The sequence below is a fragment of the Sorangium sp. So ce124 genome (genome assembly GCF_051525235.1).
Taxonomy (GTDB): domain Bacteria; phylum Myxococcota_A; class Polyangia; order Polyangiales; family Polyangiaceae; genus Sorangium; species Sorangium atrum.
In genome coordinates this window covers 7,179,691-7,191,689 of record NZ_CP150312.1, presented here as the reverse complement: position 1 = coordinate 7,191,689, position 11,999 = coordinate 7,179,691, and the positions used below count along the sequence as shown (strand labels likewise).

The window sequence follows — 11,999 nt, the reverse complement described above, 5'->3', positions numbered from 1 at the left end:
CCTCGCCGCGCGCCGGAGAGGGCGCGCCTGCCCACTACCCAGTCTCACGTCCGATCGTGTAGCCTCATCGACGATGGCGCACACGCAAACGACTGCTCAACCCGACGTGCATTCGGCTGCTCACGGTGCGAAAGCCGGAGAGGGCTTTCAGGGCTTAGGAGGGGACATCGACTCGCGCTACATCAACGAAGATATCGCGCCCGTGCGCTCGGACCAGCGCAAATGGGGGATGAAGGACATCGCTGCGCTCTGGGTCTCCATGTGCGCCTGCACCCCGACGTACATGCTCGCCTCGGGGCTGATCGCCGAGGGGATGAGCTGGGGGCAGGCTGTCCTCACGATCCTCCTCGGCAACGTCATCGTGCTCATGCCCATGATCCTCAACGCGCACGCGGGCACGAAGTACGGTATCCCGTTCCCCGTCTACTGCCGGAGCGCCTTCGGCGTCCGAGGGGCGAACGTGCCCGCGGTGCTGCGCGCCCTCGTGGCCTGCGGCTGGTTCGGGATCGGGACGTGGCTCGGGGGGTGGGCCATCTACAAGATCGTGGCCGTCTTCGTCCCGTCGATAGAGCAGATGCCTCCGACGCCGCTGGGGATCAACGTCCCGCAGCTCGTCTGCTTCCTGTTCTTCTGGGGCATCAACATCTGGATCATTCGCATGGGCATCGAGTCGATCCGGATCCTGCTGAACATCAAGGCGCCTCTCCTGATCGGCCTCGGCCTGGCGCTGCTCCTCTGGGCCTATAGCCGCGCCGGCGGGTTCGGCCCGATGCTCGAGAAGCCCTCGTCCTTCGGGGTGGGGCAGCCCAAGGAAGGCCAGTTCTGGGTCTTCTTCTTCCCGGCGCTCACGGCGATGGTCGGCTTCTGGGCCACCCTGGCCCTCAACATCCCGGACTTCACTCGCTACGCGCATTCGCAGCGCGATCAGGTCATCGGACAGGCGATCGGCCTGCCGCCCACGATGGCGTTCTTCTCGTTCATCGGCGTCGCCGTCACCTCCGCCACGGTCGTCATCTATGGCGAGACCCTCTGGGATCCGGTCGTCGTCATCACCCGCTTCGAGAACCCGGTCGTCTTGATCATCTCGCTCGCGGCCCTCTGCATCGCCAACCTGGCGACCAACATCGCCGCGAACGTGGTGAGCCCGGCCAACGATTTCTCGAACCTCTGGCCGTCGCGGATCTCCTTCCGCACCGGCGGCCTCATCACAGGCATCATCGGGATCCTGATGCAGCCGTGGCGGCTCGTCAGCGACCCGACGGGTTATATCTTCACATGGCTCGTCGGCTACTCCGCGCTGCTCGGGCCCCTCGGCGCGATCCTGATCGCGGAGTACTACGTCGTCCGCAGGACCAACCTCGATCTCGCCCAGCTCTACAAGCGGGGGGGGATCTACTGGTACGCGGGCGGGTGGAACCCCGTCGCGATCGTCGCCCTCGTCCTCGGCATCCTGCCCAACTTGCCTGGCTTCTTCGGCACCATCAAGGTCGCGACGGTCTCCAGCGCATGGATGGATCTCTATAGCTACGCCTGGTTCTCGGGCTTCGCCATCTCGTTCGTCGTCTACGTCGCCCTCTCGCTGATTCGCCGCCCGGCCAAGCTCGCCGCGGCCTGATCCCCATCGCCTCGCGGCGAGGCGCGCGACCCCACCGCCCATCCAACTCAGCATCAGCGCGGTCAGCCGCGAACGCCGCGTCTTACCCGCGGCGCGCGCTCCCGAGGACGCCCTCTGCCTCGGGAGCGCCGCCGGCTCCTCGCCGGCGCGCGCCGGCGAGGAGCCGACGGGCTGCGTCTTTTTTTTTGTACGCGGGCATTCATCTCGTGATCAACGACGAGACTCCCCCAAGACAACAACGTTGTTGTGGGGCGGGGCCCCACCGTGGGAGACCTGTGGTGTGTTGTGGAGCGCTCCCGCCGCCGAGGCACTCCGCAAAGTGTCTTGCCAAACAACGTGGGTTGATTCCATTCGTCTGTCTCTTGCTCCGTGGGCGCCTTTCGATGAATCATAAAATGTCGCTCATCTCCCGCCTTCGAGGTGCCCATGAAGAAGCTCGTCCTCTGGTCGCTCCCGGCTCTCGCCCTGGCCGCATGCGCTGATAACGGCACGCCCGTCGACGAAACACCGACCGTCGCGGGCGCCCCGATCACGGTCGCCGCCGCCCGGCCCTACTCCCTCTTCGAGAGCGGTCAGGTCCGCCCTCTCGCCCTCTCGCCCGATGGCTCGATGCTCTTCGCCGTCAACACGCCTGACAACCGGCTCGAGATCTTCAAGGTCCGGAGCGGCGGGCTCGAGCACCGCGGCTCCGTCGCCGTGGGCCTGGAGCCCGTCGCCGTCGCGGCCCGCAGCGATGACGAGGTCTGGGTCGTCAACCACCTCTCCGACAGTGTGAGCGTCGTCGACGTCTCGAAGCCGCGGAAGCCCCGCGTCGTGCGCACCCTGCTCGTCGGCGATGAGCCTCGGGACATCGTGTTCGCCGGCGCTGGCAAGAGCCGCGCCTTCATCACCACGGCGCACCGCGGGCAGAATAGCCCTGTGGATCCGGCGCTCACCACGCCGGGCGTGGGCCGCGCCGACGTCTGGGTCTTCTCGGCGGCGAGCCCGAGCCCCGCGCCGCTCAACATCATCACCCTCTTCAGCGACACGCCGCGCGCGCTCGCCGCCACGCCCGACGGCTCACGCGTCTATGCGGCGGCCTTCCACTCGGGAAACCGCACCACGGTGATCGAGACCAACGTGGTGAACCTGGGCCTCGGCCTGCCTCCGCCGACCACCAACGCCGCCGGGGTCGCGCAGCCCTCGGCGCCCCTCATCGTCAAATTCAACGGGACGCACTGGGTGGACGAGCTGAATCGATCCTGGGACGACAAGGTGAACTTCTCGCTGCCCGACAAGGACGTCTTCGTCATCGACGCCCTGGCCAACCCGCCCGCGCCCGTCGCGGGGGCCGGGGGCGTGTTCCGGGGAGTCGGCACGGTCCTCTACAACATGGCCGTCAACCCGGTGAGCGGGCGCGTCTACGTGGCCAACACGGAGGCGTTCAACGAGAATCGCTTCGAGGGCCCCGGCGTCTTCGCCGGCCACACCGTGCGCGGCCGGTTCAACCACAACAACATCACGGTGATCGATCCAGCGACGGGCAGCGTCGCCCCGCGGCACCTGAACAAACACATCAATTACAGCGCGTGCTGCGCCCCGGTCCCGAACGCCGAGAACCGGAAGAGCCTCGCGCTGCCCACGGGCATGGCCGTCTCCAGCAACGGGAAGAAGCTCTACGTCGCCGCGCTCGGCTCGGACAAGATCGGCATCTTCAACACGGCGGCGCTCGAGGCCGACACCTTCGTGCCGAGGCTCGCGCGCCAGATCCCGGTCTCCGGCGGCGGGCCCACCGGCGTGGTGCTGGACGAGGCGCGCGGGCAGCTCTACGCCCTCACGCGCTTCGACAACTCCATCTCGATCATCGACGTCGATGACAAGGCCGAGGTCGCGCACGTGCCCATGTACAGCCCCGAGCCGGAGAGCGTGGTCCGCGGCCGCCGCTTCCTCTACGACGCGTCGTTCACGTCGAGCCACGGCGACTCGGCGTGCGCGAGCTGCCATGTCTTCGGCGATCTCGACAGCCTGGCGTGGGACCTCGGCGACCCCGACGCGGTGAACAGGCCGATGCCAGGCCCCTTCGTGCTCGATCCGACGATCTTCGGCGCGCCCGCCGAGTTCGCCGCGCTCAAGGGGCCGATGACGACGCAGAGCCTGCGCGGGATGGCCAACCACGGCCCGATGCACTGGCGCGGAGACCGCACCGGCGGGGAGGACGCGCCGAGCGCGCAGCCGGACAGCGGCACGTTCGACGAGGAGGCCGCGTTCAAGAAGTTCAGCGTCGCCTTCGTCGGCCTGCTCGGGCGAAACGCGCCCATCCCCGCGGCGGACATGCAGGCCTTCACCGACTTCGCCATGCAGGTGATGTATCCGCCCAACCCCATCCGCCACCTGGACAACTCGCTCACCGCCGATCAGGCGGCGGGCAAGGCCTTCTTCACCCTGCCGCCCAGCGAGGGCGGCGCGTGCGCCTCGTGCCACGTGCTCGATCCCACCGCCAACGCCGAGTACGGGGTCGAGTTCCCCGGCTTCTTCGGGACCGACGGGCGCTACACGTTCGATTTCATCTTCCAGAGCTTCAAGGTCGCCCAGCTCCGCAACGTCTATCAGAAGGTGGGGATGTTCGGCATGGTGCAGAACCCCCGCTTCAACGACCGGAACTTCGAGTTCCAGGGCGACCAGATCCGCGGGTTCGGCTTTGGCCACGACGGGACGATGGATACGGTCTTCCGCTTCCACGATCAGAACGGCTTCAACGAGGCGCCGGGGGTCGCCGGCTTCCCGCCGGGGGCGGCGGGCGAGGTGCTGCGCCATCAGGTGACCAAGTATCTTCACGCCTTCGACAGCAACCTGGCGCCCATCGTGGGCCAGCAAGCGACGCTCGCCGGCGCGGGCGACACGGCCGCCGAGCTGCGCGTGGATCTCCTGATCGCGCGCGCCGACGTGGGGGAGTGCGATCTCGTGGCCAAGGTCCGCCTCCACGGGGATGAGCAGGGCTTCCTCTATCAACAGGGCGCTGGCACGTTCCTGCCCGACAGGGCGGCGAGCCCGGCGATCAGCGCGGCGGCGCTGCGCGCGATCGCGGGGCCGAACAAGGCGCTGACCTTCACCTGCGCGCCGCCCGGCTCGGGGACGCGGATGGCGCTCGACCGCGACGGCGATGGGGCGCTCGACGGCGACGAGGAGGACGCGGGGAGCGACCCGGCGGACCCGGCGAGCACGCCCTGAGGCCCCGAGTCCGAGCCCGCGCGGCGATCCCACGCCGCGCGGGCGTCTTCGCGCCCTCGCGCGCCGCCTTCACATCACCTGGGCCGAGGCTTCCTCGCGAGCCACGCGCGCTCGCCCCACGGGCACGCGAAATCCTGCGGCTTCGTCAGGATCCAGAGCACCGGGAGCGGCGGCGGCGCCGGGGGCGTGGGCCCCGCGCCGTCCGTGAAATAGATGACGCCGGAGACCTTCCGCGCCGCCAGGAACTCCGGGGCGAACACCGGCCGCAGATCGGTCCCGCCGCGGCCGCCGACCTCGTCGAGCCGCCCGTCGAACGCGTACACGCGCCCGATCTCCACGTCGCACTCGACGACGGTGATGCGCGCCGACTCGCTCATCACCTGCAGCTGCCGGGCGATCTCCGAGAGCTCCTCGCGCCGCATGCTCATCGACGTGTCGATCGCGACGAGCACCGACGGCTTGGTGATCGCGCGGGGCGCGTACGTCCTGCCGGGGACCTCGCCGACGCGGCCCGGGAAGCGCCGGTTCGGCCGCGCGTACGTGTGCACGGGCGCGCGCTCCCTCGCCACGAACATCCTGAGCGCGGTCTTCCAGTCGAGCGGGTGCGCGGGCGGGCCCAGCGCGTCCGTCAGCTCCTCGATGAGCCGCCCCGGGGTCTTGCCAGCGAGCAGCAGGCCGGGCACGTCCGCCGGATCGCCGTCCTCCGCGAGCGCGTCCGCCTCCTCGGCGGCGCGCAGCAGGAGCTGCCGCGTCTGCTCCACAGCGCCCGGCTCCCGCGAGGGGCGCCGGAGCACGCGGTGGTCGTCGACGGCCTCGCCGCCGCGCTGCGGGAGCTTGCCCTCGCGCGCCGCGCTCACGAGCAGCTCGTAGCGCTCGAGCGTGCTCTGGCCGCCGCGCAGGCCGATCGCGGCGTAGGGCTGCCAGCGGATCGGGTCGGGGAGCGGCTCCTCGATGTACTCGTTGGCCGACATCTCCAGGGCGAGGTCCATGAGCTCCGGCTCGTCCGCGCCAGCGAACTTGGGGTGGCACAGGTGCCCGAGCGCGACGTGGTGCACCTCGTGGAGGAGCACGCCCCGCAGGAACACGGGCTCGTTCATGAACGACTCCACGTTGACGTGGAGGAAGAAGCGGCCATCGAACAGCGAGACGGCCATGCGCTTGACCGAGGGGTCCGCGACAGGCGCGAGCCGCGCGAGGATCGCCGCGTAGCAGGGGTACTTCTCCAGGAAGCCGGGATCGCGCACGAAGGCGTCGAGCCACGCGGCGAGCGCGTCCTCGGGCACCTCGCCGCGCCCGCCGCGCCCCGCCGCCTCGCTCATTGCGGCCGGACCGGCGTGACGCCGTGCTTCTTCAGCGCCCCCGCGAGCCGGAGGGCCCAGCGCTCCGGGAGCTGCGCGAGCAGCTGGCCAAGGCACACGCGCGCGACGTTGCTCCGCCGCACGTCGACGAGCTTCGCCTGCTGCGCGAGGTGCGCCGACAGCGCGGTCACGACGAGCCCCACGCGGTGCTGCCGCAGCGGATCGGCGCGCCACGCCAGCACCTTCTGCTCGGCGGCGCTGCCCGCGTAGTTCTGGAGCAGCTCCTCGGGGCGGACGTCGATGAGCTGCGTGGCCGTCGCGTTGCCGCCGAGCGCGTCCTGGAGGCGCTCGCGGTGGTCGCCGGGCAGGTCGGCGAGCAGCGCCTCGAACGCGCCCAGCGACAGCTTGCGCTGCGCCGCGAGCACGCCGACCTCGGGCCCCTCGAGCAGCGGCGCGAGCCGCGTCGTCACCTCGTCGAACCGGTCGGTCTCCCCGCGCTCGCGCGCCCCGCGCAGCACCTTGCCCGCCGGCGAGCTCGGCCCGTAATCGGCGAGCAGCGCGCGCAGATCGAAAGGCAGCCGCGTCGACCAGGTGTCCTTCGACGCGAGCAGGAGCTCGACCCAGCTCGGGGGCAGGTACCCGCCCAGCGTGTCGCGCAGGAGCACGCCGTCCGCGAGCTCCTCGGGGCGGAGCGCGCTCAGCACGTGCGATGCATAGGTCCAGGTGCGCGGGGGGACATCCTCCAGGACGCGCTCGTGCGCCTGCGCGAGGGCGATCACGCCCGGGTGGAGCCCGTTCACCTGCGCCCAGGCGAGCCAGGACGCCCGGTCCGCGCGGACGTTCAGGTGAAGGAACCGCGCGCGGAGCGCGCGATCGAGGGGGGTCACCTGGTAATCGGCCGACTCGGGGTTGACGGCTGCGAAGCACACCCACCCCGTGGGCAGCTCGTACTCGTGCAGCCGCCGGGCGCTGAGCAGCTGGAGCGCCGGCTGCTGGATGTACCGCTCCGCGCGGTTGAGCTCTTCGAGCATCAGGATGCCGGCGCCGTCCTGGGGAAGCACCGACGGCGCCGCGTAGGTGGTCCGGCCGTCCCGGATGACCGGCAGGCCCACGAGGTCGGGCGGCTCGAGAAGGCTCAGATCGAGCACGACGGTGGCGATGCCGAGCCGCTCGGCGAGCTGACGGACGAGCTCGCTCTTGCCGATCCCCGTGGGCCCCTCGAGCAGCACCGCGCGGCGCGCGCGGTAGGCGAGCTCGAGCACGGCCTCGAGGCGCGGCCCGACCGGGATGGGCGCGGAGCGTCCCTCGAGGAGGTTCGGTGAGGTCGCCGGGGCCGGCCTGCCCGGCGCGTTGCCATCGGATCTGGGCTTCGTCACGGATGAAGAGGGGGTGCCGCGCGAGGGCGAAGAAAGGACCGCCGAGGCCCGGGGCCCGGGGCCCGGGGCCCGGGAGGTTCGGCCCTTCCGTACCCGACGGGCTTCCGGCGCGCTTCGTCTTTCTTGCCGGGTCGCCCCGAGCTCTAGCAGCCGCTGCGCGGCCTGTCATTCACCACCGCCCACGCGACGGGGCGACCCGCGGCGCGCTCAGGCGCCAAGGAGCAGCCCGAGGCTGGCGGCGAGCGCGGCGTCGCTCCACGAGGACAGCCCGCGGGGCAGGAGGACGGTCGCGTGATGCGGCCGGCCTTCGCAGCTCCGCGACCCCTCGTAGGTGCGCCCCGTCCGTGTGAGCTCGTAGCTGCAGCGCCCGATCGTGCCCGTGAGCTGCCGCTCGTCCAGCCGGTAGTCGGAGAGGGCGCCGGCCAGGAGGCCCCGCGCGCGGAGCCCTGCCTCCGCCCGGGTCACCGAGAGCTCCAGCGGCATGGCGCCGACGGTGCCGGCCGCGCGCTGCCCCGTCGCGGTGACGTTCACGGCCTGGTCGAACGCCACGCCCCGGACCGTCTGCCCCTCGCGCCCCCTGTCGGCGGCGTACACGCCGAGGTTCACGTCCGGGCCGATGACGCGCCCCGGCTCGATGTCGGCGCTCACGAGCTCGCCCCGGGCGGTCAGCAGGATGAACTCGTTCGGCCCCGCGGCGCGAAAGATGTCGTCGCGCGCAGGGGATTCGGCGGCCGGCGCCGTCCCGCACGCCGCCGTGAGCGACAGCGCGAGTAGCCAGACAGCGCGCCCGGGGACCAGGTTCATCCGCATCGCAACACCTCGACGCCCGACCGGGTGTGCCCGATCGGCCACGCGCAACGTGATGCCGGCGATGCCCGACCGGTAGATGGCTATCCCGCCGGGAGCGCGCTTCACCGATCCGTTCCCGATGACATCACGGACAACCCCGGCTCCTCCGTCCCGATGGCTCCTCCGCCCTACACCGGCCCCTCTGCACCATGCACGGCAGAGCGGCGGTCACCCGCACAGGAGACGGGCCCAGATCGGCGTTTTCGGCGCGCAAGCGCACTCCGGTGCGCTGAGCACCGAAAACGTCGAGGTGGGCCCGTATCCGAAGCGGGTGACCGTCGCTCGCTTTAGCGAGGGAGCTCGAGGGGGGCGCAGGTCGAGACGCCGGCGCCGACGATGCGGAAGCCGATGTCCGTCATGTAGTCCGTGTCGATCGAGCCGTCCGACGGGCGATAGCGGCTCACGTTGGTGGTCCGCGACGGGGAGCCGAGCTCGCTCGGGGCGGTGTAGAAATAGAAGTCGCCGCCCCAGAACGAGAACGCCCAGGAGCTGGGGGTCTCGATGCCCGGCAGGTCCGTGGCCTCGATGATCTCGCCGGTGTCCTTGTCGATCTCGGCGAGCTGCACCGGGGTGGTCGTGAAGAAGCCGAAGAGGCGTCCATCCCCCGTGCCCGTGAGCTCCGCCGAGATGTCGCGCATCGAGCCGCTGAACTCGCCGACCGGCGTCACCGACGCGCCCTCGATCCTCCCCAGCCCGATGCCCGGCGTGCCCGTGGCGCCCGCCACGAAGAGCTCCTCGGTGTCCGGGCGCGAGAGGTCGCTCGAGAAGCCCATGCCGAGCCGGGCCCATCCGTCGGAGAGCGTGGCCCCGGAGGGCTCGCAGCTCGCGTCCTCGGTGCTGACCTTGAACAACGTCCCCTCGCTGTCGTCGGCCTCCACATAGTTGACCCACGCCACCGCGTTGCGATCGACCGCCATCGAGTTGGGATCCATGCCGGTCCGGCACCCCAGGACACCAATCTTCGTGAACTCCTTACGATCGGGCCTGAAGCTGTAGAGCTCGTTGTCCTGTGAGAGCACATACACGAGGGAGGCCCGCTCGACGCACCCGTTGTTCGGGGCCCCACTCCCGTTGTCCCCACTCCCGATGTCTCCGCTGTTCCCGCCGATCCCGGCCCCGGAGCCAAACGGATCGTCCTGGCCGCCCGCGCCGCTCGCTACGCCGCTATTTTCGGCACCCGAAGACGGGTCGGTCTCCGTCGCGGACGTGCCGCTGTTGGACGCGCTGCAGCCGGCCGCCGCGAGCGCGATCCAGAAGCACCCTCGTGCGATTCGCATATCCGCTCTCCCTTTCGCGTGATTCGCTCTTATAGCCGCGAAGCGCGCGCACGGGTACACGAACTCGCACCCTCGCTCAAAGGGGCGTCCGGGTCGAACAGCTCGAACAGCCCTTGGCGGGCGGGGTCATCAGTAGATAGGGATGACCTCGTCCGACTGGCAGCAATAGTAGTCCGGGCTCTCCGGTGTCACCTGGCCCATGGCGACTCCGCCTGTCGGGGCGCACCTGCCCGGGTCTTCCCTGATCCATCGGGCAGCCATGCTCTCGAGCCGCAGATCCGGCCCCGCGACGCACTTCGGCCCGGCCATCGTCACCATCTCTGCGCCGAGGAGCTCGCGACAGCCGCCGTCCTCGTAGACCGAGACCAGCGCGGAGCACGTGGCGTCCTCGAGCTCCTCGCACGCGCACGGCGTGCAGCTGCGCGTGTCGTCGAAGCGCTCGGCGACGGCCAGCAGATCGGGATACTGCTCAGGGCACTCCGGCGTGCGCTGGTGGAGATAGCGGATGCACATCGTGAAGCCCCCTGACCGCTGCCTGGGGGCCGCGACACACATCCTCGAGGGATCTCTGCACTTGTCCTTGTCGGCCGTGCCCGTGCACGCGCGCACCCGGGTGCGCGCGGGGGCGGCCAGCCCGGGCGGCGCTCCTCCGGGATCGTGCGTCGGGACGCACGCGCTCACTGTCGGCGCCGGGATGAGGAACGAGCCGATCTCGCCCGAGGTCGCCGCGTCCGGCGCCGTACACGCGCCGCTCCACCCCTCGGGGGCGGCGAACGACGTGGACGCCGTCCCGTCGCACGTCGCCGAGGCGCTCCCCACAAGGCCTGACGGCAGCTCGCAGGAGGGCTTCGTGCAAAGGCACGTCGGACACGTGTGCTCGCCGTCGAAGCCGCTGTAACCGTCGAACACGAGATCCGGCGCCTCCGCCGGGCACTCCGGTGGGGACGTCCCGCCTGTCGCGTCGCCCCTCCAGAGCAGGATGGGATCGTCGAACCCGGGGGCCGGCGGCGGCACGCACGCGCCGTCGCACACGGGGCACGGATCATTGCACTCGTGAGCATCCAGGCTGAAGCACGGCTCGTTGCACGAATAGATCTGGACAGCGCCGCCTTCCCAGCAGCCCGCGAAGCTGCCGGCGCCGGCGAGCGCGAGCGCGAGCGCGAGCGCGATGCCGAACGGGTCCTTCCTTCTCCTCATCGTGATGGTCCTTCTCGCGTGTCGCGTTTCGGCTCTTCGGCAGGGGCACCGCGACGATCGCTCGGCGCAGCCCCAAGCCTCTCTCTTCCTGCTCCTTCACGCCGGCGAGGCGAGCCGGCCGGGGGCGCGCGGCGGCCTTGTCACTCCGGAGCCAAGGAGAGCTCGCATGCGTATTTCATACTTGGGTCGGCGGGGCCAAGGAAGCTGAATCTTGTCGTTAAGGCACGATGAATTGAGTATATTTCGATAGGCCCCGAGAAATTATCAGCAATTGTTGGTCGTGCGCTTTTCGTGAGAATCTCACCTTGGATGGTGGAAGGCACGGTGGCGCTGCCGCGCTGCCGGCGGGATCAGGCCGCGCCGGGCGTCGCTCCTGGCCAAGGAAGAGCGCGTCGCGCGTCCGCCGGGCGCGGCGCGACACGGAGGCGGCGAGCGACGTGAGGCCTGGCGGCGCGGGCGCGCGCCTATCGCTGCGACCGATCCAGCGCGTCCACGGCGTCGAGCTGGGGCTGGAGCTGGGCGCGCTCCTCGCCGGAGAGCGGCGCCGCGTCGATCTCGTCGCGCAGGGCGCGGGCGCGCGCCTGTTCGCCCAGGGCGACAGCGAGCTCGAGCCGCGCGGCGAGGGCGCGGGCGCGCTCGAGCGGGTCGTCCGCCCCCTTCCGGGCGAGCGCCACGTCGAGGACCTTGGCGGCCGCGGCGTCGTCGTTCTTGAAGTCGCGCAGCCGCGCCGCCGCGCGCAGGGCCTTGCCCAGCCTCGAGTCCGAGCGCGATCCGGCGGCCCCCTCGTCGTCGTCGTCCGGCGCGTCCCGCCGGATGAAGATCACCGAGTTGCCCGCGACGTCGACCACCGTGAAGCGGCTCTGCCCCTTCTTCATGCGCGAGATCCGGGGCAGGCCGGAGATCGGCAGCTTGCCGTACGCCCGCCGCAGCCCCTCCGCGAAGGTCTCGTGGAGCCGCTCGACCTCGGGGACGATCACCAGGCACGTGCTGTACGCCTGCCTGGGATCCAGCCCCTTGAGGCCCATGAAGTGCAGGTGGACCTCCCCGCGGCGCGTCGCCGCATACACGTTCGGCGCTGTCTGCCGGTGGGTGACCTCGAAGCCCAATGCGTCGTAGAACGCCAGGGTCTCGGGCAGCGACACGCACGGGAGCACGGGAATCGTCATCGCTCCGCTCATGG

At 70.6% G+C, this 11,999-nt stretch carries 8 protein-coding genes; 2 read left to right on the top strand and 6 right to left on the bottom strand.

The genetic code is table 11. From position 1 onward, the window contains the following. Positions 1-73 precede the first annotated feature (73 nt). Positions 74-1,615 carry an NCS1 family nucleobase:cation symporter-1 gene (locus WMF19_RS26845; protein WP_437892968.1) on the top strand — a complete coding sequence of 514 codons (1,542 nt, stop codon included), beginning with the start codon at positions 74-76 and terminating at the stop codon, positions 1,613-1,615. A 426-nt stretch (positions 1,616-2,041) separates the two neighbouring features. Continuing rightward, entirely contained in the window at positions 2,042-4,822 is a 2,781-nt protein-coding gene (locus WMF19_RS26840) for a hypothetical protein (protein WP_437892967.1), read from the top strand. Positions 4,823-4,896: 74 nt separating this feature from the next. On the opposite strand, the gene WMF19_RS26835 is transcribed toward WMF19_RS26840, so the two are convergent. The 6 genes from WMF19_RS26835 to WMF19_RS26810 form a co-directional block, all read right to left on the bottom strand. Beyond that, positions 4,897-6,141: a vWA domain-containing protein gene (locus WMF19_RS26835; RefSeq protein WP_437892966.1), complete on the bottom strand. Its 1,245-nt coding sequence runs from the start codon at positions 6,139-6,141 to the stop codon at positions 4,897-4,899. Further along, positions 6,138-7,496, bottom strand: a complete 1,359-nt coding sequence (locus WMF19_RS26830; protein ID WP_437892965.1) for an AAA family ATPase — start codon at positions 7,494-7,496, stop codon at positions 6,138-6,140. Before WMF19_RS26830 ends, WMF19_RS26835 begins: the two co-directional genes overlap by 4 nt. A 207-nt stretch (positions 7,497-7,703) precedes the next feature. Further along, complete coding sequence (locus WMF19_RS26825; protein ID WP_437892964.1) at positions 7,704-8,411, bottom strand: hypothetical protein; 708 nt, start codon at positions 8,409-8,411, stop codon at positions 7,704-7,706. Between the two features lie 221 nt (positions 8,412-8,632). After that, positions 8,633-9,622 carry a hypothetical protein gene (locus WMF19_RS26820; protein ID WP_437892963.1) on the bottom strand — a complete coding sequence of 330 codons (990 nt, stop codon included), beginning with the start codon at positions 9,620-9,622 and terminating at the stop codon, positions 8,633-8,635. 129 nt (positions 9,623-9,751) lie between these two features. Next, positions 9,752-10,819: a hypothetical protein gene (locus tag WMF19_RS26815; RefSeq protein ID WP_437892962.1), complete on the bottom strand. Its 1,068-nt coding sequence runs from the start codon at positions 10,817-10,819 to the stop codon at positions 9,752-9,754. 464 nt (positions 10,820-11,283) lie between these two features. Continuing rightward, the gene (locus WMF19_RS26810) at positions 11,284-11,997 is read right to left on the bottom strand and encodes a hypothetical protein (protein ID WP_437892961.1); all 714 of its coding nucleotides are present in this window, start codon (positions 11,995-11,997) and stop codon (positions 11,284-11,286) included. Between the last annotated feature and the right edge of the window lie 2 nt (positions 11,998-11,999).

Bases quoted from the DNA above. Each gene is read 5' to 3' on its own strand.
- WMF19_RS26840 (WP_437892967.1), top strand. From the start codon at position 2,042: ATGAAGAAGCTCGTCCTCTGGTCGCTCCCGGCTCTCGCCCTGGCCGCA.
- WMF19_RS26810 (WP_437892961.1), bottom strand. From the start codon at position 11,997: ATGAGCGGAGCGATGACGATTCCCGTGCTCCCGTGCGTGTCGCTGCCC.
- WMF19_RS26845 (WP_437892968.1), top strand. From the start codon at position 74: ATGGCGCACACGCAAACGACTGCTCAACCCGACGTGCATTCGGCTGCT.
- WMF19_RS26815 (WP_437892962.1), bottom strand. From the start codon at position 10,819: ATGAGGAGAAGGAAGGACCCGTTCGGCATCGCGCTCGCGCTCGCGCTC.
- WMF19_RS26820 (WP_437892963.1), bottom strand. From the start codon at position 9,622: ATGCGAATCGCACGAGGGTGCTTCTGGATCGCGCTCGCGGCGGCCGGC.
- WMF19_RS26835 (WP_437892966.1), bottom strand. From the start codon at position 6,141: ATGAGCGAGGCGGCGGGGCGCGGCGGGCGCGGCGAGGTGCCCGAGGAC.